This window comes from Hahella chejuensis KCTC 2396, from assembly GCF_000012985.1.
GTDB lineage: Bacteria > Pseudomonadota > Gammaproteobacteria > Pseudomonadales > Oleiphilaceae > Hahella > Hahella chejuensis.
In genome coordinates this window covers 6,011,078-6,035,000 of sequence record NC_007645.1, presented here as the reverse complement: position 1 = coordinate 6,035,000, position 23,923 = coordinate 6,011,078, and the positions used below count along the sequence as shown (strand labels likewise).

General features: G+C 50.8%; 22 protein-coding genes, 2 rRNA genes, 1 other RNA gene and 2 pseudogenes (1 of these 27 only partly in view). 23 read left to right on the top strand and 4 right to left on the bottom strand.

The window, feature by feature from the left end:
• The 4 genes and pseudogenes from HCH_RS26550 to HCH_RS26540 form a co-directional block, all read left to right on the top strand.
• Positions 1 to 681: ribosomal RNA gene (locus tag HCH_RS26550) — 23S ribosomal RNA — on the top strand (it extends 2,210 nt beyond the left edge of the window).
• Positions 682 to 798: 117 nt separating this feature from the next.
• Positions 799 to 911: ribosomal RNA gene (gene rrf, locus HCH_RS26545) — 5S ribosomal RNA — on the top strand.
• A gap of 249 nt (positions 912 to 1,160) precedes the next feature.
• Positions 1,161 to 1,253 (top strand): annotated as a pseudogene (locus tag HCH_RS35275) (transposase); the annotation flags it as partial.
• A gap of 439 nt (positions 1,254 to 1,692) precedes the next feature.
• Positions 1,693 to 2,729, top strand: a pseudogene (locus HCH_RS26540) (IS630 family transposase).
• Positions 2,730 to 2,974: 245 nt separating this feature from the next.
• Here HCH_RS26540 and HCH_RS32760 read toward each other — a convergent pair.
• The gene (locus tag HCH_RS32760; protein ID WP_011399618.1) at positions 2,975 to 4,009 is read right to left on the bottom strand and encodes a PEP-CTERM sorting domain-containing protein; all 1,035 of its coding nucleotides are present in this window, start codon (positions 4,007 to 4,009) and stop codon (positions 2,975 to 2,977) included.
• A gap of 554 nt (positions 4,010 to 4,563) precedes the next feature.
• On the opposite strand from HCH_RS32760, the gene HCH_RS26530 reads away from it, so the two are divergent.
• The 13 genes from HCH_RS26530 (at position 4,564) to HCH_RS26470 (ending at position 15,568) form a co-directional block, all read left to right on the top strand.
• A complete protein-coding gene (locus HCH_RS26530) occupies positions 4,564 to 6,108 on the top strand; it encodes a 2-isopropylmalate synthase (protein ID WP_011399617.1) in 1,545 nt (514 codons plus the stop codon).
• A 21-nt stretch (positions 6,109 to 6,129) separates the two neighbouring features.
• Positions 6,130 to 6,897: a hypothetical protein gene (locus tag HCH_RS26525; protein ID WP_011399616.1), complete on the top strand. Its 768-nt coding sequence runs from the start codon at positions 6,130 to 6,132 to the stop codon at positions 6,895 to 6,897.
• Positions 6,890 to 7,360, top strand: a complete 471-nt coding sequence (gene rimI, locus HCH_RS26520; RefSeq protein WP_202945277.1) for a ribosomal protein S18-alanine N-acetyltransferase — start codon at positions 6,890 to 6,892, stop codon at positions 7,358 to 7,360. The genes HCH_RS26525 and rimI overlap by 8 nt, the downstream gene beginning before the upstream one ends.
• A 3-nt stretch (positions 7,361 to 7,363) precedes the next feature.
• Entirely contained in the window at positions 7,364 to 8,023 is a 660-nt protein-coding gene (locus tag HCH_RS26515) for an energy-coupling factor ABC transporter permease (protein ID WP_041598951.1), read from the top strand.
• 66 nt (positions 8,024 to 8,089) lie between these two features.
• The gene (gene prfC, locus HCH_RS26510) at positions 8,090 to 9,667 is read left to right on the top strand and encodes a peptide chain release factor 3 (protein ID WP_011399613.1); all 1,578 of its coding nucleotides are present in this window, start codon (positions 8,090 to 8,092) and stop codon (positions 9,665 to 9,667) included.
• 11 nt (positions 9,668 to 9,678) lie between these two features.
• Positions 9,679 to 10,467 carry a TatD family hydrolase gene (locus HCH_RS26505; RefSeq protein ID WP_011399612.1) on the top strand — a complete coding sequence of 263 codons (789 nt, stop codon included), beginning with the start codon at positions 9,679 to 9,681 and terminating at the stop codon, positions 10,465 to 10,467.
• Positions 10,468 to 10,690: 223 nt separating this feature from the next.
• Positions 10,691 to 11,119: a 50S ribosomal protein L13 gene (gene rplM, locus HCH_RS26500; protein WP_011399611.1), complete on the top strand. Its 429-nt coding sequence runs from the start codon at positions 10,691 to 10,693 to the stop codon at positions 11,117 to 11,119.
• Between the two features lie 11 nt (positions 11,120 to 11,130).
• Complete coding sequence (gene rpsI / locus HCH_RS26495) at positions 11,131 to 11,523, top strand: 30S ribosomal protein S9 (RefSeq protein ID WP_011399610.1); 393 nt, start codon at positions 11,131 to 11,133, stop codon at positions 11,521 to 11,523.
• Positions 11,524 to 11,771: 248 nt separating this feature from the next.
• Positions 11,772 to 12,353: a ubiquinol-cytochrome c reductase iron-sulfur subunit gene (gene petA / locus HCH_RS26490; protein ID WP_011399609.1), complete on the top strand. Its 582-nt coding sequence runs from the start codon at positions 11,772 to 11,774 to the stop codon at positions 12,351 to 12,353.
• Positions 12,353 to 13,585, top strand: coding sequence for a cytochrome b (locus tag HCH_RS26485; RefSeq protein ID WP_011399608.1), 1,233 nt, complete (start codon positions 12,353 to 12,355; stop codon positions 13,583 to 13,585). Before petA ends, HCH_RS26485 begins: the two co-directional genes overlap by 1 nt.
• The gene (locus HCH_RS26480) at positions 13,585 to 14,343 is read left to right on the top strand and encodes a cytochrome c1 (RefSeq protein ID WP_011399607.1); all 759 of its coding nucleotides are present in this window, start codon (positions 13,585 to 13,587) and stop codon (positions 14,341 to 14,343) included. Before HCH_RS26485 ends, HCH_RS26480 begins: the two co-directional genes overlap by 1 nt.
• Before the next feature lie 110 nt (positions 14,344 to 14,453).
• Positions 14,454 to 15,086 carry a glutathione S-transferase N-terminal domain-containing protein gene (locus HCH_RS26475; protein WP_011399606.1) on the top strand — a complete coding sequence of 211 codons (633 nt, stop codon included), beginning with the start codon at positions 14,454 to 14,456 and terminating at the stop codon, positions 15,084 to 15,086.
• Between the two features lie 59 nt (positions 15,087 to 15,145).
• On the top strand, positions 15,146 to 15,568 hold the full coding sequence (locus tag HCH_RS26470; RefSeq protein WP_011399605.1) for a ClpXP protease specificity-enhancing factor: 423 nt from the start codon (positions 15,146 to 15,148) through the stop codon (positions 15,566 to 15,568).
• 73 nt (positions 15,569 to 15,641) lie between these two features.
• On the opposite strand, the gene HCH_RS26465 is transcribed toward HCH_RS26470, so the two are convergent.
• The 3 genes from HCH_RS26465 to HCH_RS26455 are packed head-to-tail and all read right to left on the bottom strand — an operon-like array spanning position 15,642 to position 18,515.
• Positions 15,642 to 16,235: a phosphoheptose isomerase gene (locus HCH_RS26465; RefSeq protein WP_011399604.1), complete on the bottom strand. Its 594-nt coding sequence runs from the start codon at positions 16,233 to 16,235 to the stop codon at positions 15,642 to 15,644.
• 49 nt (positions 16,236 to 16,284) lie between these two features.
• Positions 16,285 to 16,659 carry a YraN family protein gene (locus HCH_RS26460; protein ID WP_011399603.1) on the bottom strand — a complete coding sequence of 125 codons (375 nt, stop codon included), beginning with the start codon at positions 16,657 to 16,659 and terminating at the stop codon, positions 16,285 to 16,287.
• Complete coding sequence (locus HCH_RS26455; RefSeq protein ID WP_011399602.1) at positions 16,659 to 18,515, bottom strand: penicillin-binding protein activator; 1,857 nt, start codon at positions 18,513 to 18,515, stop codon at positions 16,659 to 16,661. Before HCH_RS26455 ends, HCH_RS26460 begins: the two co-directional genes overlap by 1 nt.
• Positions 18,516 to 18,697: 182 nt before the next feature.
• Here HCH_RS26455 and rsmI point away from each other — a divergent pair, with 182 nt between their 5' ends.
• The 6 genes from rsmI (at position 18,698) to HCH_RS26430 (ending at position 23,923) form a co-directional block, all read left to right on the top strand.
• Positions 18,698 to 19,546, top strand: a complete 849-nt coding sequence (rsmI, locus tag HCH_RS26450; protein WP_011399601.1) for a 16S rRNA (cytidine(1402)-2'-O)-methyltransferase — start codon at positions 18,698 to 18,700, stop codon at positions 19,544 to 19,546.
• Positions 19,547 to 19,618: 72 nt separating this feature from the next.
• An RNA gene (rnpB, locus tag HCH_RS32905) (RNase P RNA component class A) lies at positions 19,619 to 19,984 on the top strand.
• Between the two features lie 385 nt (positions 19,985 to 20,369).
• Positions 20,370 to 20,825 carry a division/cell wall cluster transcriptional repressor MraZ gene (mraZ, locus tag HCH_RS26445; RefSeq protein WP_041598950.1) on the top strand — a complete coding sequence of 152 codons (456 nt, stop codon included), beginning with the start codon at positions 20,370 to 20,372 and terminating at the stop codon, positions 20,823 to 20,825.
• 4 nt (positions 20,826 to 20,829) lie between these two features.
• Positions 20,830 to 21,759, top strand: coding sequence for a 16S rRNA (cytosine(1402)-N(4))-methyltransferase RsmH (gene rsmH / locus HCH_RS26440; protein ID WP_011399599.1), 930 nt, complete (start codon positions 20,830 to 20,832; stop codon positions 21,757 to 21,759).
• Complete coding sequence (ftsL, locus tag HCH_RS26435; protein ID WP_011399598.1) at positions 21,759 to 22,154, top strand: cell division protein FtsL; 396 nt, start codon at positions 21,759 to 21,761, stop codon at positions 22,152 to 22,154. Before rsmH ends, ftsL begins: the two co-directional genes overlap by 1 nt.
• Complete coding sequence (locus tag HCH_RS26430) at positions 22,151 to 23,923, top strand: peptidoglycan D,D-transpeptidase FtsI family protein (RefSeq protein WP_011399597.1); 1,773 nt, start codon at positions 22,151 to 22,153, stop codon at positions 23,921 to 23,923. Before ftsL ends, HCH_RS26430 begins: the two co-directional genes overlap by 4 nt.

Below are 23,923 nucleotides of genomic sequence, written 5' to 3'. Positions count from 1 at the left end.
GACACTGTGTGGTGGGTAGTTTGACTGGGGCGGTCTCCTCCAAAAGAGTAACGGAGGAGCACGAAGGTGCGCTAAGTACGGTCGGACATCGTACGGTTAGTGTAAAGGCAAAAGCGCGCTTAACTGCGAGACAAACACGTCGAGCAGGTACGAAAGTAGGTCTTAGTGATCCGGTGGTTCTGTATGGAAGGGCCATCGCTCAACGGATAAAAGGTACTCCGGGGATAACAGGCTGATACCGCCCAAGAGTTCACATCGACGGCGGTGTTTGGCACCTCGATGTCGGCTCATCACATCCTGGGGCTGAAGCCGGTCCCAAGGGTATGGCTGTTCGCCATTTAAAGTGGTACGCGAGCTGGGTTTAGAACGTCGTGAGACAGTTCGGTCCCTATCTGCCGTGGACGTTGGAGATTTGAGGAGAGTTGCTCCTAGTACGAGAGGACCGGAGTGAACGAACCGCTGGTGTTCGGGTTGTGATGCCAATCGCATTGCCCGGTAGCTACGTTCGGACGGGATAACCGCTGAAAGCATCTAAGCGGGAAGCCCCCTTCAAGATAAGATCTCCCTGAGGACTTGATCCTCCTAAAGGGCCCTTGTAGACCACGAGGTTGATAGGCTGGGTGTGTAAGCGCTGCGAGGCGTTGAGCTAACCAGTACTAATTGCCCGAGAGGCTTGACCATATAACACCGAAGTAATTTACCGGTATTGATTGAGTATAACTGCTTATCCAAGTTAAAGGTCTTCTGACCAAGCGCCAACTAGACAAGCTAGAACTAAGACAAAGCTTAACGGTTTTGCCTGATGATCATAGCGGACTGGAACCACCTGATCCCATTCCGAACTCAGAAGTGAAACAGTCCAGCGCCGATGGTAGTGTGGATTCCCATGCAAGAGTAGGTCGTCGTCAGGCTCTTAATACGAAGAACCCGTCCCCGTGACGGGTTTTTTTTATGTCAAAAGAACACCAGCTGTGCTGGATCATCTATCCCCATCCCCCTAAGACAACCTTCCTTCAACGCTCAGTGAAAGTCCCTCGAGCGCGATTCCAGCTCTTCGAGATGCGGCGTCAGGTCTGTCAAGCGATGGGCGAGGACGTGCGCTACCCTTCCTTCCTCGTCCTTATCTAACTCCCCATATACCAGAGGAAGCCGGTAGCCGAGTCTGTCGTGAGAATGGAGTTTCTGGCGCTACCTATTACAACTGGAAGTCAAAGGATGGATATATGGAGGTTTGTGGTATCAAGCGGCTCAAACTTGGATTCAACCAATAAAGTGCTTGGTGAAGGGAATTGTTGTCTCAAACCCATGTACGCGGGACTTAGTCTGGAGCATTGAATAAAAGATGCTCTGGAAAGGCTGTATAGCTGGCACTCAGACGTGAGATGGTGGATTGTGCTCAACAACGACCGTGCCAGTTTAGGAATGCCCTGTTGCGTTTTTGACCCCGGCGATTCCGTAGCCAGATCTACGGTGCAATGAGCAGGAGAACGCCAAACAGCAGGAAGCGTATGGGCGCTGTCCTGCTCATGGATTCAGCAAGCTGTTCACTATTCTTCGACATTGGGGCCGGCTGGAGTCATAAGAGCGTATCTCGGGTGTTCTGTGAGCTAAATCTGGACAAACGCCGTAACATGCCAATATCATTGCCATATTAATAACACTGTGCCGATATAAGCATGATACAATGCCCGCATGATTATAGATGATGCTCGCTCATTACCTGCCGCCGCGCAGGAAGAAAAAAGAAAACAAGCCGTGCGACTGCGCAAGCAGGGATACAGCTATCATGAAATAGCCGATAAGGTCGGCGTCCATAACCTGACGGTGGGGAAATGGATCAGAGCTTATGAAGCGCACGGGTTTAGCGGGATTAAGTCAAAGCCCCGCGGACGAGAGCCCGGTTCAGGACAGCGACTGACGCTAACCCAGGAGAACCGGATCAGGCTTTTGATTACCGATAACAGCCCGGATCAGCTCAAGCTGGAGTATGCGCTTTGGACCCGTAAGGCGGTGCAGCAGCTCATTGCGCAGGAGACGGAAGAACAGCTGGCGATCCGAACGGTCGGCAATTATCTGGCCGCCTGGGGTTTCACGCCACAGAAACCGGCGAAAAAAGCGTATGAGCAAAACCCGTCTCTAGTCGAGAAGTGGCTGAAGGAGGACTACCCGGTCATCAAGGGACGAGCCAAGGCGGAAGGGGCTGAGATCTATTGGGGAGACGAGACAGGGCTGCGAAGCGACGCCCAGCATGGGCGGGGCTATGCGCCCCAAGGGAAAACGCCGGTGATTCGCCTGAACGCCAGGCGGGAGTCGGTCAATATGATCTCGGCGATCAGCAACCAGGGCAAAGTGAGGTTTCAAATCTATGATGGAACGATGGACGCGGACCGGTTGACAGGGTTCATGAAGCGGCTGATCAAAGACGCCAGACGCAAGGTCTTCCTGATACTGGACAATCTGAGAGTCCATCACTCCAAGGTGGTGAAAGCCTGGCTTGAGGAGAACCGGGACCATATTGAAGTATTCTATTTACCCGCCTATTCCCCGGAATTGAACCCGGACGAACACTTGAATTCGTGACTTAAAAGCGGGAGTTCACAGCGGTAAGCTGGCGCGAAAGAAAGGGGATCTCAAAAAAGAAAATCCGATCACATATATGTATGTTGCAAAAGAAACCTGCGAGGGTGAAAAAATACTTTAATCACCCAAGCATCAAATATGCGGCATAGAATGCCTATATCGATCCCAGGTTAATGGTTGAGCATATCCGACTGGAAACTCTGACTATGAATGGCGTTAATTAGAGGTGGGCTAGTAACCAGCAATGGTTTGATCAAGAGGTTCACATTAGGTTGGAGGAGAGGGGCTAAATCTGCAAGAAGCCTGTGTTGGGCGGAACAGGTTGTCCGTGTAAAACTAGCTGAATACATTGAAGTAAAAGGGCGATATATAACGCCCTTCTTTACAGTGTAACTTAGCTTTTTCTACGGCGAGCCAACAGACCTGCTAAGCCAAGTCCCATTAGCGCCAAGCTAGTAGGCTCTGGAACTACTGAGGCCACAACAATGTGGTCTTTTTCTGTGGCGACTCGGCCGCCGTCAACGGTGGCATAGATATCAAAGTCGTGAGTTCCTGGAGTGGTGCCAGTAAAGGTGACCTCAAACTCGTAAGTAGCTGCGGCGTCACGAGAGAATGAGCCTGTATATACGCCCGGAGATACAGACACCATGCCAGGAGGAGCCTCGGAAATATCAAGCGCTACTTCGGTGTACGTGGAAATGGCGTCGGAAATTGCCGCATTAATTGTGTCTACGAGTGAGGATGTGTCAATGCCTGAGTGATAGGTGCCGCCAGTTGCTGCGGTGATACGGCTCGCCTGGCCGGCGCCATCAAGGCAGTAACCTACTCGGCAGCTTGAAGCTACGTCAATTGCTTCCACTTGAATGCTCGCCGCTTGGAGGGCGGCAGTGGCGCTAGCTTCGGTTGAGCCTAGAGATGGGTCGTGGCCTGTCGCGTCACCGAACCACAGAAGGATGCGTTCAGCATCTGGGCGCCATGAAACAGTGTTTGCTACTTGCTCAAGTGCGTAGATATTTGCCTCGGGGCGGTCATACCCCCCAAATGCCTCCCAATTATTAATGGCTGCTTGTGTCGCAGAAGCGTCAGCAGTCATATCAGTGAGTGTGCGGTAGGTAAAGGCGTCGCTTATATCACGGTAGCCGCCAACTCCAAAATTAATGTCTCCAAAGCCTGCTGCGCTACTCAATATTGAGCTTGCCGCTGCTTTTACCGCAGCGATATCACTTCCCATGCTTCCGGTTTCGTCCATCAGGAAGAATACGTCTACTTTGGAAGTGGTGGCTTCTGCATCAATGGTCACGGTCTTGGTAATAGTTACGCTTTCGCCTACGCCCAATGTTGCAGAGTAGGAAGAAGGGGAAATAGAGTCCGCCATTGCCGAAAGTGGCAATAGCGCTGTTAGCGCAAAAGAACACGCCAATCGTTTCATTGTTATCTCCTGATGTCGATTGTAGTTAGTGAGCTTGTTAATAAATGAAGTGTTTAGAATTGACTCAATGTCCCAATAAGCATAAAACTAGCCATATTTATTTAAATGTTAATTATAATAATGACTTACTGTTCACCTTCTTGATGTTTGGTTTTCAAACAGATGTAAATCCATTGGACATGAAAAATAGAAGTATTCTCGGTGAATCTATGACGGGTTATTCTTAAAGGCTTATTTCTATATGGCAGGAAAAGAGGGTTGGACTAGGTCATAATATTCGGATTTGATTTTATAAAGCAGATTTTTCAAGATACTCTGCATTTTTAGGTAATTTTTATTCCTATTTATTATAAGGGTGGGGCAATAGGAAGCGCTGATAAAGTGTAAAGTCTTTGAACGGTAGGGGTTTCTTTCCTGCAGCGCCTACAGGCATAGATCGGGGGCGGCTCATATTGGGATTCTTATGACATACTAGTTAGTCGTGTTTATGTCTGGGCGTATAATACTTTTTCGACAGTGGCGGAAGCCTTTAAAAAAGAAGTGGGAGAGTCGCGATGAGCAGTGGGCATTTGGTGATATTTGATACGACCTTGCGAGATGGAGAGCAGAGCCCTGGGGCCTCCATGACGAAGAATGAGAAGTTGCGTATCGCCAAGGCGCTGGAAAAAATGAAGGTGGACGTCATTGAAGCAGGTTTCGCTATTGCCAGCCCTGGAGACTTTGAGGCCGTTAAAGCGATTGCTGAGGCTGTCAGCGAAACCACGGTATGTAGTTTGGCGAGAGCATTAGATAAGGATATAGAGCGCGCTGCTGAGGCGTTGAAGCCAGCCAAATTCGCTCGTATTCATACGTTCATAGCCACTTCCCCAATCCACATGAAGTACAAGTTGCAGATGCAGCCTGATCAAGTTGTGGAGCAGGCGGTCAGAGCAGTTAAACGCGCCAGGATGTATACAGATGATGTCGAGTTCTCTTGCGAGGATGCGGGGCGCTCAGAAATAGATTTTCTCTGTAGAATTATAGAGGCGGCTATAGCTGCCGGCGCGAGAACAATCAATATCCCTGATACAGTAGGCTATGCGATACCGCAGCAGTTTGGCGAAACTATTCATACTCTATTGGAAAGGGTTCCCAACGCAGATAAAGCAATATTCTCCGTACACTGTCACAATGATCTGGGGTTAGCCGTAGCGAACTCTCTTGCGGCGGTGATGAGCGGCGCTCGTCAGGTGGAATGCACTATTAACGGGCTGGGTGAGAGGGCGGGGAATGCGGCGCTAGAAGAGATTGTTATGGCGGTGAGAACCCGAAAAGATCTGTTTGCCGTGGAAACCCGCTTGGACACACAGTTCATAGTGCCAACTTCTCGTCTGGTATCGACAATTACAGGGTTCCCTGTGCAACCCAATAAGGCGATAGTCGGCGCCAACGCTTTCGCACATGAGTCTGGTATCCATCAGGATGGCGTGCTTAAACATAGGGAGACCTATGAAATCATGCAGGCGCAGGATGTAGGTTGGCGCACCAATAGTCTGGTGTTGGGTAAACACTCCGGCCGTAACGCCTTTCGCACCAGGTTGCATGAGCTCGGCTATGAGTTTGATTCAGAGACTGCGCTTAATGAAGCTTTTGCTCGTTTCAAAGATTTGGCGGATAAGAAGCACGAAATTTTCGATGAAGATTTGCAGGCCTTGGTTAGCGCGGTAGAGCTGTCCGAAGATGACGAAATTTATAAATTGGTCTGTATGTCAGTTTGCAGTGAAACTGGCGTTACACCTGTTGCGAAAGTCACTTTGATGATAAATGGTGATGAGAAAACGGCTTCTGCTGAAGGCGGAGGTCCAGTCGATGCGACTTATCGGGCGATAGAAGGAATAGCCTCTTCCGGCTCGAACTTGCAGTTATATTCGGTGAACAACATAACCAGCGGAACTGATTCACAAGGAGAGGTGACTGTTCGCTTGGAGCGTGGGGGCAGGATTGTTAATGGCGTCGGTGCTGACACCGACATTGTGATTGCGTCAGCAAAGGCTTATGTAAATGCCTTGAATCTAATTTCTTCAGATAAAAGGAAGCAGCATCCGCAGAGTGAAGTGTGATTCCTTCCTGCGCATAATGTTATGAACTTATTGTACGAAAACGACAGACAGACATATCTAACCGAAATGGGAGTTGCAGTGTGGTATGCGCGTCGTCCACTGTCAAATGCTGCTCCCTCCACTCTGTTTGAATTCGATGAAACATCTGAGGCGTCAGGTGGCCCAGCTGTGGAACGAGGCGAAGGTAAGCCCAGTCCGCCAAGAGAGCCATCATTAAAGAGCGCTCAACAGGCTGCGGCTCTTCGTCAAACGATGTCCGCAATCGCCCAGCCGGAGCAAGTAAAACAGAAAAAATTCCTGGAGCAGGAGAAGAGATTAAAACCAGTACCGGTAAACCCGTCCCCAGCAACTATCGATAAGCTGCGCGCGATGAGCATAAAGGGAGGCGACATTGGTATGTTGGCGTTGTCTAAGGGGGAGATGGAGATTAGCCCTGAGTCCTCCAGTGGCCAGCTTCTGGCTAATATCGCGTTGGCGATTGGCTTGGGTGAGCAATGGAAAGATACGTATGGCCTCTTCTCCTGGCCGCCATTTGAACGCAAAGGGCTGCCTATGCAGGACGACGCGATGCTGGCTAAACTTCTCGCGCGATGGTCGGACCCGAATGGCCTGAAGCATTGCATCCTATTCTGTGAGGCTGAAATTGTAGCAACTTTGGGCGGTTTGGACCCTATGTGGAGAGGGGATAGACTTCTGCAATTGCCGTCTCTAGATGAAATGCTTCAGAACCCATCTATCAAAAAACTTGTGTGGCGTAGGCTTCGTCAGTATCTGTACTCAAATGATTGATCAAAAATCCGGCCTAGCTTTCAGATTAATGACCGAAGCGGACTTACCCTTAGTCTTAATTAATGAGCGTGGCGCTTATTCTCACCCTTGGACTGAAGGCGTTTTTAAAGAGTGTCTGACGGGGGTCTCTGAATGCTGGGTCGCTATGTATAAAGATGAGTTGGTTGGGCATGCGGTGACATCTATGGTTATAGACGAAGCGCACTTGCTTAATCTATGTGTCGCGCGCGATTTACAAGGGAACGGCATGGGGTTGTCCTTCATGGCGTTTTTGCTGGAGCGCTTTCGTACGCAAAATATGGCGGAACTGTTTTTAGAGGTGCGTGCTAGCAACACTGCAGCCGTGCATTTGTACAGAAAATTGGGCTTTAATGAAATTGGCTATCGAAAGGCCTATTATCCCTCCTCCGATGGTCGCGAAGACGCCATCGTGATGTCGATGAAGTTGGGGCGCGAAGAGTGAGTCGTGGAATATCTGCGCGCTGATTCGCTGCCTTTAGCTGTAGAGCTTGGGTTGTGGGGAGCGATGCTTGTCTGTATTGCTCTGCTGTGGGTTAGGCGCTGTCATGTTTTTCTGCGGCGAGACTCTAGGTTGCAGCATATTTTCTGGGGTTGTGCGTTGGCCCTGGGGCTGTTTTGGCGTATCAGAATAGATGTCGACTTTGGCGTTTCTCTTCATTTTCTCCTTCTAAGTGCGCTAACCCTGATACTGGATTGGGAGTTGGCGATGCTTGCCGGCGTTATCGGACTATCGCTGCTTGCGCTTCAGGGCGCTACTCCTTGGTTACTTATCCCTTTGAATTTTATAGGGGGAGTATTTATTCCTGTCATGGTGACCAAGTGGGTTGTTGATGTGGAAAGGAAGTCTGGTGGAAAGTTGTTCTTTGCTTATCCTCTGGTGAATGGTTTCTTGGGCGGTGGGCTGTCGATAGTCGCTAGCGTCTTGTTTGGTATGACGGTTTGTTGGCTCGGAGATGGCGAGTGGAGTCAGGATCATTCTTTAATGCTCGCTTATCTCCCTTTGATAGCTTTGCCAGAGGGTGTGATTAACGGGATGTTGGCGACAGGCATGATGGTGTATTTTCCTGATGTGCTTAGAACCTTTGATTCCAGTCGCTATCAATAGCTTTTGACACTCTGTTTGCGGCGCTATAATGTTCGCCCTCAATTCGCCAGATGTTCAAGGTTTGTCATGGGACTTCGTGAAGAAATCAAACGCCGTCGTACATTCGCCATTATCTCGCATCCTGATGCGGGTAAAACCACCATTACTGAGAAAGTGCTTTTACATGGCGGTGCGCTGCAGAAAGCCGGTACAGTAAAAGGTAAAAAGTCTGGCCAATTTGCGAAATCCGACTGGATGGAAATGGAAAAAGAGCGGGGCATCTCCGTAACCACTTCCGTTATGCAGTTCCCTTATGACGACTCTTTGGTAAACCTGCTTGATACGCCCGGTCACGAAGACTTTTCTGAAGACACCTATCGTACTTTGACTGCGGTTGACTCCTGTTTGATGGTTATAGACAGCGCAAAAGGCGTTGAGGAGCGCACCATCAAGCTAATGGAAGTTACGCGGTTGCGCGATACGCCAATCATTACTTTCATGAACAAACTTGACCGTGATATTCGAGATCCAATGGAGTTGTTGGATGAAGTCGAGGATGTTCTGAAAATTAAATGCGCGCCTATTTCGTGGCCTATCGGAATGGGTAAGGGGTTCAAAGGCGTATACCACCTTCTGCGGGATGAAGTCATTTTGTACCAAACTGGGAAGGGGCATACCCTTCAAGATGGGCGCACTATTAAAGGCCTGGATAACCCCGAACTGGATCAGGTGCTTGGTTCAGATGCGGAGAATTTACGAGGCGAAATCGAGTTATTGCAAGGCGCATCTCATGAGTTTGATCATCAGGCCTTTTTGGCTGGCGAGTTGACTCCAGTATTCTTTGGTACGGCGTTAGGCAACTTTGGCGTTGATCATATGCTGGATGGTTTGGTTGCGTGGGCGCCATCTCCTCAACCCAGAGAAACGGACAAGCGCATGGTTGAAGCGGAAGATGAAAAGTTTTCCGGCTTTGTATTCAAGATACAGGCGAATATGGACCCGCTTCATCGTGACCGTATCGCTTTCTTGAGAGTCTGCTCAGGACGTTACGAACAGGGCATGAAGATAAAGCATGTGCGTTTGGGTAAAGATATTCGTATTGCGGACGCGCTGACATTCATGGCGGGAGATCGAGCCAGAGCGGAGGAAGCGTTTGCGGGCGACATCATTGGCTTGCATAACCATGGCACCATTCAGATTGGCGATACCTTCAGTGAAGGAGAGGAGCTTAAATTTAGCGGCATCCCTAACTTTGCGCCGGAGCTGTTCCGCCGTATTCGCCTCAAGGACCCTCTGAAATCCAAACAGCTTCAGAAAGGCTTGATTCAGTTGTCGGAAGAAGGCGCGGTGCAAGTGTTTCGTCCGCTCAATAACAACGACTTGATTGTTGGGGCTGTGGGCATGCTGCAGTTTGACGTAGTGGTGCATCGCCTCAAGTCTGAATATAAGGTGGAGGCCGTGTACGAGCCGGTAAATGTTTCCACGGCCCGTTGGGTTGATGCAAAAGATCCGAAAAAGCTGGAAGAGTTCAAGCGGAAGGTGTCTGAGAACTTATCTCTCGATGGTGGTGATAACTTAACCTATCTTGCGCCGACGAATGTTAATTTGCAGCTCGCCATTGAGCGCTACCCGGATGTTCAGTTCCGGAAGACGCGGGAACATTAAGGGAGTTGGCGATGGCGATTTTTATTGATAGCCATTGCCACTTTGATTTTCCCGACTTCGATGACGACAGGGAAGATGTGTTGCGTAATGCCTGGGGGTTGGGTGTAAGGCGTATCATTGCGCCCTCGGTAGGCATTCAAAATTGGACTCGCATATCTCAGTTGGCTAAGAGCTTTGACGAGCTTAATTTCGCGCTGGGTATTCATCCTCTTTATCTACACGAGCACTTAGAACTTCATCTGGATGAGCTGGATAACCAGTTGCGCGAACAACGAGCGGATGTCTCAGCTGTGGGGGAGTGTGGGCTGGATGCGACGGCGGATATTGATTTTGACGTGCAGCTGTATTTTTTGAGTGAGCAGCTGAGGATGGCGAAAGCGTTAGATCTTCCCGTGATTCTTCACTCCAGAAAAACTCATAGTCAGCTTGCGAAGCGGGTTAAAGAATCTGGCGTTAAGTGTGGGGTTGTGCACGCCTTTTCGGGAAGCTATGAAGAGGGGGTGCAGTTTGTAAAACTGGGGCTCAAATTAGGGGTTGGCGGCGTCATCACCTATGACCGGGCGCAAAAAACCAGAAAGGCGATTTCCAGACTTCCGTTGGAGTCCCTTCTGTTAGAGACGGACGCTCCGGATATGCCATTGTGTGGTCGACAGGGGCGGCGTAATTCCCCAGAGATGATTCCCCAGGTATTTAATGTGCTGTGCGCCTTGAGAGAAGAGGCGCCCGAACGGATATCCGACACGATTCTTCAAAACACTATCGATACATTTGACCTCCCAGGCTTTGAATCGAAGCCTTAACTTTGTGGGCCGCGTAATTAATTGGATTTAGAGTAGCAATTGAGCAGGAAGTGCAATATAATCCTGCGCCCGGATTTGCAATATAGTTAGGAACTTTGGCGAAGCCCCGAAGCCCGAGTTCCGAAAAGTCAGAACGTCGTTGTAACTTCCCCCGAAGGGAAGGCGCAGCGTGCGTTTTATTTGGATTAATCAGCCGAGAATTTAAGAGTAAGGCGGGATTTAAATGAAAACGATCAGCGCTAAGCCAGAAACCGTAAAGCGTGACTGGTATGTTATAGACGCGACCGACAAGACGCTTGGACGTCTTTCTACTGAAATCGCCCGTCGCTTGAGGGGCAAGCACAAAGCGGAATATACCCCTCACGTTGACACTGGGGATTACATCGTTGTAGTTAACGCGGAAAAAGTGCGTGTTACCGGCAACAAGGCTCAAGACAAAATGTACTATCGCCACACAGGCTATCCTGGCGGTTTGAAAGAGATGTCTTTTGATAAGCTGATCCAACATGCTCCTGAGCGTGTTATCGAAACAGCTGTTAAAGGCATGATGCCGCGCAATCCTTTAGGTCGTGCGATGCTGAAAAAGCTCAAGGTATACGCTTCGGCTGAACACCCGCATACCGCTCAGCAACCGATTGAACTGAAAATTTAAGGAAGGTGGATATGTCTGTTACTCAATACTATGGTACAGGTCGTCGTAAAACTTCGACTGCTCGCGTCTTCCTGAGACCCGGTAGCGGAAAAATTACTGTGAACCAGACTGATCTGGATTCATACTTTGGTCGTGAAACTGCGCGTATGGTCGTACGTCAGCCTCTGGAGTTGTTGGGCTCTATTGGCAATTTTGATGTATTTGTTACTGTTAAAGGCGGCGGTCCTTCTGGCCAGGCAGGCGCAATTCGTCACGGCATCACTCGTGCGCTGATTCAATATGATGAAGCGAATCGCTCTCCGCTGCGTAAGGCCGGTTACGTTACTCGCGACGCTCGTGAAGTTGAACGTAAGAAAGTGGGTCTGCGTAAAGCGCGTAAGCGTCCGCAATTCTCCAAGCGTTAATCATTACGCTTTCAATAAAAAGCCCGGTAATCCGGGCTTTTTTGTTTCCGCTGAAAATGGGTCAAAGCCGCCCGACAGATATTTAACTTGGATCAATATTGTTGAGACAAGGCCTCGCCGCACGTGCGTCGTCCTTGTATCGATAAGGCATTTTAATTAGTATGTCAGCCGGATTTTACGCCTGAAGAAATAAGAGCATAATGGCCTGATTTTGGCCTCAAATTGCTGCCTGATGGGAGAAACCTAGTATGACGAAAGACGACGTGAATAAGAGCCGCCGTCGTTTTCTGGTGGGAGCAACCTCGGTCGTTGGAGGTATCGGCGCCATCGGCGCGGCCGTGCCTTTTGTCGCTTCCTGGAACCCAAGCGCTAAAGCAAAAGCCGCTGGAGCGCCTGTTAAGGTCAATATCAGTAAGATTGAACCTGGCCAACAGATGACCGTTGAATGGCGGGGCAAACCTGTTTGGGTCGTGCGGAGAACGCCGGAAATGCTCAAAGGCTTGGATTCGATTGCGGAGCAATTGCAGGATCCGCAATCTGAAAAGCCGCAGCAACCCGCATACGCTCAAAACCCTCACCGCTCCATCAAAGATGAATACGTCATACTGGTTGGAATCTGTACGCATCTGGGCTGCTCACCAAAGTTCCTGCCAGAGGTGATACCCGATGAAACCGTTGGCGGTTTTTACTGTCCTTGTCATGGTAGCAAGTTCGACTTGGCGGGAAGGGTCTTCAAAGATGTCCCTGCTCCTAAGAATCTTGAAGTGCCTCCCCACATGTATGTTGATGACGTGAACCTCATCGTAGGTGAAGACAAGGAGAACGCATAATGCAGAAGCTTATCCAGTGGATCGACGATCGCCTGCCAGTCGTCGATGCCTTCGAAAAGCATATGAGCAAGTACTATGCGCCTAAAAACTTTAACGTATGGTATTTCTTTGGCTCTTTGTCTTTGGTTGTTCTAATTAATCAGTTGCTTACGGGCATTTGGTTGACAATGAGCTATAACCCCTCTGCTGAAGGCGCGTTTGCTTCAGTAGAGTACATTATGCGCGACGTTGAGTTCGGCTGGCTGATTCGATTAATGCATTCGACTGGCGCCTCCGCCTTCTTTGTCGTCGTTTATCTGCATATGTTCCGAGGGCTCTTGTACGGTTCTTATAAAAAGCCCCGTGAGCTAGTTTGGATATTCGGCATGACCATCTATCTGTGCCTGATGGCGGAAGCGTTCTTGGGTTACTTGCTGCCTTGGGGGCAGATGTCATACTGGGGTGCGCAGGTTATCGTTTCTCTGTTTGGCGCCATACCTTATGTGGGCGAAGACTTGGCTCAATGGATTCGTGGCGACTATCTAATATCGGGTATTACTCTTAACCGGTTCTTTGCTCTGCATGTCATCGCTTTACCAATTGTACTGCTTGGCTTGGTGGTGCTGCATATTTTGGCGCTTCATGAAGTGGGTTCGAATAACCCAGACGGCGTTGAGATTAAAAAGAACAAGGATGAAAACGGTATTCCTAAAGATGGAATTCCTTTCCACCCCTACTATACGGTGCATGACATCGTCGCGTTGATTGTTTTCCTATTCGTATTCTGCGTAGTAGTGTTCTACTTCCCTGAAATGAATGGCTACTTCCTTGAGAAGCCTAACTTCGAACCGGCAAATCCGCTGAAAACTCCTGAGCATATTGCGCCTGTATGGTACTTCACGCCTTTCTACGCGATGCTTCGTGCAATCACGTATCCGCTATTCGGTGTGGACGCGAAGTTCTGGGGCGTTGTCGTTATGGGGGCTGCAATAGCAATTCTGTTTGTGTTGCCTTGGTTGGATCGCAGTCCTGTGAAGTCTATTCGTTATAAGGGAGCGATGAGCAAAATTGCCCTTTTAGTGCTTGTCGTCAGCTTCGTGATTTTGGGGGTTTGTGGAGTCTTGCCAGCTAATGAGCAGCCGAGTTGGCTTGCTCCTCTATGTACAGGCTTATATTTCGCATACTTCCTATTGATGCCTTGGTATACCAGAGCAGAAAAGACTAAACCTGTACCAGAGAGGGTGACTCACTAATGAAAAGCATACTCAAAGTTCTGCTTCTCTCGTGCGTGACGTCTCTTGCACATGCGGCTGGCGGTGGAGATGTTCATTTAGATCACGTAGATGTCGATATTCGCGATAAGCCCTCTCTGCAAAGAGGCGCTGCGATGTTTACTAACTACTGTATGGGCTGCCACTCCTTAAAGTATTCCCGTTATGAGCGTGTAGCGGATGACATTGGTATTCCGCACAACCTTTACGAAGAGAATCTGATCTTCGGCGATGCGAAGATTGGGCAGCTGATGGATATTGCTATGGCTCCGTCCATGGCGCAAGGCTGGTTCGGCGCTCCGCCGCCAGATTTGACGCTGGTTTCAAGGCTGCGCGGTCCTGACTGGTTGTATAGTTATTTGCGCGGCTTTTACAAGGACGAGTCCAGGCCTTGGGGGGTAAACAACGTTGTATTTAAAGACGTTGGTATGCCTCATGTTCTGGTTGATCTGCAGGGGTTGTGTGCGGAGAAACCGGAGTTGGGCGGCAAGGCAGGTATTGATCCGTTGAGTGGAGTTGTAGTGGGCGCGCCGGGTTGTAAGTCATTCGCTACAACGGGCAGCATGGAGCCGCAAGAGTATGATGCTGCGATTCGCGACATGGTCAACTTCCTGGCTTATGTGGGCGAGCCCTCAAGGCTGGAGAGTGAAGAGATTGCTCCGTACGTGCTTTTGTTCCTGGTGATTCTGTTCGTGCCCGCATACCTCCTCAATAGAGAATATTGGAAAGACGTTCATTAGTCTTTTCGTGTATAATGTTCGACCTTGGATAAAAGCTCCAGCATCGGGTTGCCCGGTGCTGGAATTTTTCTTTCTGAATAATCTGAGTTACAAGCGACCGAGGTAATTCTATGGGAGTCGTGACCAAACGGTCATCAATGACATTTTTTTCTGATCCGCAGAGCCACTACAGTCATAGAGTCCGTATTGTTTTGGCTGAGAAAGGGGTGGCGGTAGACATCATCGATGTTGATCCTGATGATAAGCCTGCGGAAATTGCTGACCTAAATCCTTATAACACGCTGCCAACCCTGGTGGATCGTGAGCTGTCGCTGTACGAACCAAACATCATGATGGAGTACTTGGATGAGCGTTTTCCTCATCCGCCGCTTTTGCCGGTATATCCGGTTGCGCGGGCGCAGAGCCGTTTGTTGATGTACCGAATCCAAAAAGATTGGTGCAGTCTGGCGGATATAGTTCTGCAAGGTAAATCTGATACTGCTGAGGTTGAAGAGGCGCGCAAACAGCTTCGTGAAAGTCTGATAGCTGCTGCTCCCATCTTTTCAGAGAAGCCGTATTTCATGAGCGAGGAGTTTACAATTGTAGATTGCTGCGTCGCTCCATTGTTGTGGCGCCTGAAGCTCATGAAGATCGAGCTCCCTGAAAAGCCGGCTAAACCGCTGATCAAGTATATGGATCGCCTGTTCTCGCGCGAGTCCTTTAAAGCTAGCCTGTCCGACATCGAACAGGAAATGTTTAGCTGATACTTCTAACTGAGGGGTCTAACAAGGCCCCTTAAGCTCAAATTGAATTGGCAAAACCAATGACTCCCAGTCGTCCCTATTTGTTGCGAGCTCTGAACGAGTGGATTCTTGATAATCACCTGACGCCTTATGTGGTTGTCGATGCATCGCTTCAAGGCGTAGACGTCCCGCGTGATTTTGTGAGCAACGGTCAGATCGTTCTCAATATCAGTCCGCAGGCGGTGCGTGGCTTGAGTATAGGTAATGATTATCTTGAGTTTAGCGCTCGTTTTGGCGGGGTGCCGCGTCAGGTGTCCGTTCCGGTAATGGCGGTATTGGCGATATACGCAAAGGAAAATGGTCAAGGCATGGTCTTTGGCTCTGAGCCAGGCGGGGCCCCGGAGCCGCCTGGCAGTAAAAGTAAGCCTGGATCTTCTCCAGCGCCTCCTCCGAAAGGTGGGGGGAGAGATGGTTCCAAACCGAGCTTGAAGATCGTTAAGTAAACAATTAGAGCTTTTAGAACCTGAAGAGCCGGATGCCTGATAAGAAGCCAGGTATCCGGCTTTTTTGTTGGCGTTAATCGATAGGGCCAAAAATTTCGCGGTCGATGTAGTCGCAAAGAGTATGGATTGTTAATAGATGCACTTCTTGGATGCGCGCAGTGGAAGTCATTGGAACTCGAATCTCGACATCTTCGGCTTGGAGCAGGGAGGCCATGTTGCCGCCATCTTTGCCTGTCAAGGCAATCACTCGCATTCCTCTGTCATGGGCCGCCTGTATCGCTTGAATCACATTTGCAGAGTTGCCGCTGGTGGATATCGCCAAAAGTACATCGCCTTCTGAACCCAGGGCGCGTATCTGCTTGGAAAAAACTTCGTTATAGCTGTAGTCGTTAGCGATGGAAGTTAGTGTTGATGTGTCAGTCGTCAGGGCGATTGCAGGTAGGCTGGGGCGTTCCCGCTCGAAACGGTTCAGCAGTTCCGAGGAGAAGTGCTGCGCATCTCCGGCGGATCCGCCATTGCCGCATGAAAGGATTTTGTGATCGCTAAGAAGTGCGTGAACCATCAACTGGCCTGCCGCTTCAATCAGTGGCGGAAGCGATTGTGCGGAAACTTGCTTCGCTTTAATGCTTTCTTCGAAGAGGTGGATGATGCGTTCGATACTGTTCATATAAAAATCCGGAAATAACGGTGATGTACGTTGATGCGAAAACGTGGCGTCACCAGCAGCTAAATGCGTCTGGTATCCATTGGAAGCCGGTGTTTGATTTGAGGTTCCCCACGATAACATCAAATCGACATGGCATGTTTGTTAAACCTTTCTTCTGAAGGTATATATTGGCGGCAAGGATGATGCGTTGCTGCTTTTTTTGGGTGATGGACTCCGCCGCACTGCCGAACTTATCGCTGCTGCGGTGACGAACTTCTATGAATACCAGGTGCTCGCCATGTCTGGCGATGAGGTCTATCTCTCCTCCTTTGCAGCGAAAGTTGCGCTCAACGATAGTGAACCCTTGAGCGCGGGCGAATTTCTCCGCTTGGCTTTCTGCGGCGCGTCCAATATCAATAGACTTTATCAGGCGCTTGAAGGGCATTATTGGGGGGGTGACTCCGGGCTGTTTAATTCGGCTTTCGCCAAGCCTCTTTCAAATATCGCCCATTCTAAAATGCGACGAATCTGCTGAGACTCGTTCATAAATAGGTTGCCTGTCGTTCCTTGTATCTGACTGTCAGGGAACTGACGCATGAGGCTGAGCCGCGGGGCGATAGTGTAAGCGTCGGCGCCCATCGCATAGAGTCTTTCATAGCGTGTAGTGTCCGCAACGTAGCGAATATCTTGCTTGAGAGGTAAAGACTGACTCAGCAGCCATGGCGTTTCTGTAAAGTGAATACCATTCAAATCATGATCTTTGTCCGGCTGCGGGACGCCGCCGTATATCTGGGATGTCGCGTAGACGGGCAGGTCGCTGGCGTAGTGGAACAGCAGTAAAGGCTTCAACTGTCTGGCCACATAAGGCGTAGAGATCATGATGATTCCATCAATGTCCTGCCGGCGGCGCGGCTCATATTCAAACTTGCCTGCCACCGACTTCAGTTTCCTGGCCCTTTGCTTGCTTGCATTGATCTGCAGGAGGTGGGCTATTCCGTCCGAATAATTTTCTCCATCTACATATTTGTATGGGATAGGTAATGGTAGGTTGGCCGCTTGATATTCTCTGTCCAGCACGCTGGCGAGTTTGATCGCCCATGGCGCGTCAGGGTAAATCACTGCAACGCCGCGTTTTCCTTCCGATATTAGCTTTCTGGCTATCTGGCGCACTTCGTCCTCGGCGGCCAGTCCGTATTGGTACATGCCGGGAGGCGGGGCGACGCCTTCGTCCAGGTAGTTTAGTGCAAGCACGGGGGGGTCGAGTTCCGGGAAGCCGGCGAGCTGGGCGACGGCTTCTTTCTCCAGGGGACCGATAATCAGGTCATAACCTTCCAGTTGCAACGATAGATAGAGGTCGGCGATATTTTCAATGGAGCCTGAATCTATGATCTGAATTTCTGGACCTTGCCCATTGCTTTCGCTGCTGTTGATATCCTGATAGTAAGCAGCCAGAAAGCCGTCACGAATAGCTTCTCCTGCTTTAGCCAAATTGCCGCTTAGCGGAGCCAGCAGTGCAATTTTGCTGGGGCGCTCATTGGGTAGCTCCGCCAGCATCTTGAGTTCGGCGGGAAGTCTTCTCGCTGCGGGGTGGTCAGCCCATTGCCGGCGCCAGCTTTTCAGCGCAGCTAATTGCATTTCCAGGCTGAACTGGTTCTGGCGTACTGCGGTTATAAGCTCAAGCCATCCCCGCCAGTCATAGTCTTGAGCCGTTTCCAGGGCGCGGCTCAGCTCCAGGCTGGGAGTGGCGCGCAACGCATTCCAAACATCGTCAAGTACTCGCCAATATTCTTCGCCGGTATAAAGGCCTGATGCATAAATCAGAAGCTGCGCAGCATCAAGAGATGAGCCTGTCGCCATAAGCGCTTTGGCGTGCAGTTCATTGGCGCGTAATTGAATGTCTACAGGACGGCTGGCGAAAGCGTCGGAAGGCGCTGCGTTGAAATAAGAGAGAGCCTGATCTGTTCGATTCTGCTCCAGGGCCAGTGTGGCGCCCAGAATAATATATTGCTCCATTTGGGGGAGGGTCAGGGTGGTGGAGTTGATGGATTCCACCACTTTTTGCGCGTTTGCGTAGTCCCCGCGTGCGATATATATGTCCAGGGCTTTCAGGCGATGGTTGGCTTGCTCGGGCGGCAATGTATTTTTAGCGAGCTGGAGTTGTCTTTCCGCTTCGTCTTGAGTAGTTGCGTCTTGTGCGCCAGAGTCGCCGCCTTTGACGGGTAAGCCCTCACAACCGCCTAATAAAGACAGGAGTAATGTTAAGAGCAGGACGTGAAATGAATAATTATGTTTTCGCTGCATGCGCTTACCAGGGAGCAATAGTTATAAGTCAGGCCGGATTTATGGTTAACTTAGGCCGGCCGCGGCGGTTTTATAATGGCGGCGATATGCGAGAAGCCGAGTGTAAATATAAAAGCAACGGTCATTCTAGCAAAGGCCATGGTTGGGGTGGAAATTTCAGTTATTAACAAGATGAAAGAATTATGAGCGAAGCAAAGGGCGTTTTATACATAGTAGCGACCCCGATTGGTAATTTGGATGATATGACTCCCAGGGCGATCGCCATATTGAAATCGGTAGACCTGATTGCGGCGGAAGATACCCGGCATAGCGGCAAACTGTTGAGTCATTTTGGCGTTGATGCGCCGATGACGTCTTTGCATCAGTTCAATGAAGAAGCAAAAACAGAGCGTTTGTTGTCAGAGTTGGCGGTGGGCAAGTCTATCGCTTTGATATCTGATGCAGGGACGCCGCTGATATCGGACCCGGGTTTTCCTTTGGTGCGGGCGACCAGAGAGGCGGGCTTCATCGTCACACCAGTTCCCGGCGCCTGTGCATTGGTGGCGGCCTTGTCTGCTTCCGGCATGCCTAGCGAGCGGTTTGTTTTCGAGGGCTTTCTGCCCGCCAAAGGTTCAGGTCGACGAGGGCGTTTGCAAGAATTGGCGGACGAGCCCCGGACGATGGTGTTCTATGAGTCTCCTCACCGGATCTTGGCGATGATGGAAGATTTGGAGGTGGTGATGGGGGCTGCTCGAGAAGTGGTGATCGCCAGAGAGTTGACCAAAACCTTTGAGACAATAAAGGCGGGCTGCGTTCAGGACATTAAAGCCTGGATGCAGGAGGATGGAAATCAGCAGCGCGGTGAATTCGTCGTATTGGTGAAAGGGGAGCGGAAAGAACAGGGCGACTTTGTGGAAATCAAAGTGTCGCAACTTCTACAGGCGCTGCTCAAAGAATTACCTGTCAAGAAGGCGGCGGCGCTGGCGTCCTCATTGACGGGAGTTGGTAAGAACGAGCTTTATCAGCAGGCGTTGGCGTTAAAGGGCGAGTGAGTTTGCGACTTCTTCAGCGACATGTCGGCGCAAAGCTTGTGTCGGAAGAGGGAAATCGCTAATCTTGCCGCCAGAGCTTGTTAGGCAGTCGCTGTTTCGCATCCTTTATTGGGCGCGAGATGGAGGAAAGTCCGGGCTCCACAGGGCAAAGTGCCAGGTAACGCCTGGGCGGCGCGAGTCGACGGAAAGTGCAACAGAAAGTATACCGCCTAAGTCTGCTTCGGCAGACCGGTAAGGTTGAAATGGTGCGGTAAGAGCGCACCGCATGGCTGGTAACAGTCCATGGCGATGGAAAACCCCACTCGGAGCAAGACCAAATAGGGACCCAATGGCGTGGCCCACGCTGGGTCCGGGTAGGTCGCTAGAGGTGCATGGCGACATGCATCCCAGATGAATGACTGTCCACGACAGAACCCGGCTTACAGACAAGCTCTTCTTTTCTCTTTTTAACCCTGAAGCTCTTGCGTATGAGAGCTTCAGGGTTAACTTCTCTTAACAATGAAACTATGCGGCCCTTGGTTGGGCGTGTACATACCTCGTTTTATTTACCGATGTGGTCTTTATAGCTAAATATTCTTAGATGCGAGCTTGTATCTGAAGAAATTCCTCTAGCGCTTTGATTGCAAAGCTATTTTTGTCTCAAATCTGTTTATTTTTTCCCCTTTTTTTCTGTAACTACTTGTCTTTTAAGAGGAAATTATTGACCCATCCGTAACTTAATCATCTTGAAATGTTGCCTTCCGCTTTCTATAGTGTGTAAAAGTGGGTAAAAGTGGATGATTGTGGTTTTTTGTGGCGAAAACCTTCTGAGATGGGCGAATAAGTGTTTAGAGGCGTCAATGCGATCAACATGGATTCAAAGGGGCGCTTTGCCATGCCAACGCGTTACCGGGATCGTATTGCCGAAATAAGCAATAACCAAATGATTGCGACCATTGATACACAAGAACGCTGTCTTCTGATTTATCCGCTGCCGGAGTGGGAGCAGATTGAAAGCCAAATCGCCGCGCTTCCTGCGTACAACCCGGCGACCCGGCGCATCCAACGACTCTTGTTGGGCCACGCCACTGAATTGGAAATTGATGGTGCGGGACGCGTGTTGTTGTCCCAGCCGCTACGTGAATACGCATATCTGGATAAGAAATTGATTCTATTGGGTCAGGGTAAGAAGTTTGAGTTGTGGGACGAAGATCACTGGACGAAGCGGCGCGATGAATATCTGGACGAGGATGCGCTTGGTCAGGATGTCCCAGAAGAACTGATGAACATCGCGCTATAACACTATGGAAAGTAATCAATACGGACACGTAACGGTTTTATTGGCCGAGGCTGTTGAGGCTCTGGGCGTCAAAGCGGATGGGCTTTATATAGATGGCACCTTCGGGCGCGGCGGACACAGTGCGGAGATATTGAAGGCGCTGGGTCCGCAAGGGCGACTGCTGGGTATCGACAAAGATCCACGTGCGAGGCGGACGGCGATGGAAAGATTTTCTGGCGATGACAGATTTCTGTTCCGGCAAGGTTCCTTTGCTGACATGGCCTCGTTCGTTTCTGAACTGCAATGGCCAGGGGTGGATGGCGTATTGCTTGATCTGGGCGTCTCTTCTCCGCAATTGGATGAGGCCGAAAGAGGCTTCAGCTTTATGCAGGACGGGCCATTGGATATGCGTATGGACCCGGACAGCGGCCTATCAGCTTCAGAATGGGTGAATACCGCAAAAGAAGAAGAAATCAGCAAAGTGCTTTGGGATCTGGGCGAAGAGCGTTTTGCGCGGCGGATGGCGAAGGCCATTGTGGCTGCGCGACAAACTCAACCCATCACCCGGACCTTGCAGCTGGCGGAAATAGTCGCGGCGGCCAACCCCCGTTGGGAGAAAGGCAAGAATCCGGCGACGCGGGCGTTTCAGGCTATCAGGATATTCATCAACAGGGAGTTGGACGATCTGGCTCAGGGGCTGGAACAGGCGTTCGGAGTGCTTAAGCCGGGCGGACGTCTGACGGTTATCAGCTTCCACTCTCTCGAAGACCGCATGGTTAAACAGTACATGCGGGATATTGTGCGAGGGCCCAAGACCCCGAAATGGCTGCCAGTGGTGGATGATGCGCCGCCAAAAGCAAAACTGGTAGGTAAGAAAATCCGCGCAGGCGAAACTGAAGTCGTGGCCAATGTACGGGCGCGTAGCGCCGTAATGCGTGTATTGGAGAAATGTTGATGATTTTGATTCGTTCTACAGGTCAGGCTACGCCGCTGACGACCAGACGCAGCAAAACGGTTCGTGAGCCGATTTTGCCCGTCGTACTGGAGTGGTGGGGTGAGACGTGCCGCCTTGCCGCAAGCATGATCAAGGGGCGGGCGCTGATTACATTGTCATTGTTGGTTGCTCTGGTGGTGTCCGGCGTCGCCACGGTGTATGCCGTGCATTTGAACCGGCAGCAGTTTATTGAGCTACAGACGCTGCAGCGGGATAAAGATCGCTACGAGCGTGAATGGACCCAGCTGTTGCTGGAAGAAAGCGCCTGGAGCGCTCACAGCCGAGTGGAGCAGATTGCCGACCAGCGCTTTGGCATGCATGTGCCTGACGCGACAAAGATTGAGATTGTGAGATGAAAACCAGCGACCGGCGGACAGCTCGGCGTGGCGCCATGGAGCAGGCCGAGAGCGGGCAGGCGGCCCCAGCGATGCTTTGGCGTTATTACGCTGTGGCTATCATGTTGGTCGCGTGTTTTATCGTGCTGGTCTGGCGCGTTATTGACTTGCAAGTAATTAATCACGAATTCCTGCGTTCGCAAGGCGACATGCGCACCGTTCGGGTTGAGCCGATTCAGGCGACCCGAGGCAAGATATTGGATCGCAACGGCGAGCCCTTAGCGGTCAGCGCGCCGGTCGTGACTTTGTGGGCGAACCCGCAAGAAGCGCAGGAGAATGATGAGGGCTGGCGTAAGCTGGCGGATTTGCTTGGCATGCAGTCTGACGAAATGGTGAAGAGACTGCGTCGTCATAAAGGCAAAGAGTTTATATACGTGCAGCGCCAGCTGTCGCCGGAAACCGGACGCTTGGCGATGGACCTGAAACTGCAGGGGCTGTACGCAAAACGCGAATTCAAACGCTATTACCCCGCTGGAGAAGTGGCGGCGCATATCGTGGGAATAACGGACATCGACGAAAAAGGCCAGGAAGGCGTTGAGCTGGCTTTTGATCAATATTTGCGCGGCGTTAATGGCAGCAAAAAGGTGCTGAAAGACCGCCGGGGGTATGTGATCAAGGATTTGAGCCTGCTGCAAGACGCGCAGTCCGGCGCCGATCTGCAACTCAGCATTGATTTGCGTCTGCAGTATATGGCGTATCGGGAGTTAAAGGCGGCGGTGGAGGCGCACAACGCAAAATCCGGATCGCTGGTGATATTGGATGTGAGGACCGGGGAGGTGTTGGCGATGGTGAATCAGCCCTCGTTCAACCCCAACAATAGGGACAGTATGAACCCCTCGGGGTTGCGAAATCGGGCTGTGACGGATTTGTTCGAGCCCGGGTCCACCGTCAAACCCTTGTCGATAGCCGCAGCGCTTAAGACAGGGAGTTTTACAACAGAAACCCGGATCAACACCAGTCCGGGTTTCCTGCGTTTGAATGGGCAGACTATTCGCGATGCTCGCGACTACGGCACGTTGGATCTGGTTTCTATCATTACCAAGTCCAGCAACGTCGGAACCAGCAAGGTGGCGTTGAAAATCGGCGGAGAAGCGGTTTTTGAAACTTTCTACCAGGCTGGCTTTGGACAGTCGTCTGGCATTGAGTTTCCAGGCGAAGCGGTAGGCGTGTTGCCGAACTTCACCAAGTGGCAGCCGATTCGTCTGGCGACGCTGTCATACGGTTACGGGCTGTCAGTCACTGCGCTGCAGCTGGCGCAGTCATACATGGCGATCGCCGCTGACGGCGTACGCAGGCCCGTAAGTTTGATCAGGGGAGGACAGCAAGGCGTTTCTCCACAACAGGTTATGTCGCCGGGCATTTCCAGACACATAAGAGAAATGCTGGAGACTGTGGTGTTAAAAGGCGGCACAGGAACTCGGGCTCACGTCGCCGAATATCGTGTGGCTGGAAAAACCGGCACCACTCACAAAGTTGGCGAGCATGGCTATGCGGATGACGCGTATAACGCGGTGTTTGCAGGTTTGGCTCCCGTAGAGAAGCCCAGACTGGCGATGGCGATCGTGATGAATGAGCCGCAAGGTTCAGAATATTACGGCGGAGAAGTTTCCGCGCCGGTTTTCGCCAGAGTGGTGGCTAATGCGTTGCGTCTGTTAAACGTGGCGCCGGATCGGGCTATCCCAATGGTTGCAGGAGCAAGCGGCTCCGATAGCAAAAGGAATGGAGGCTGA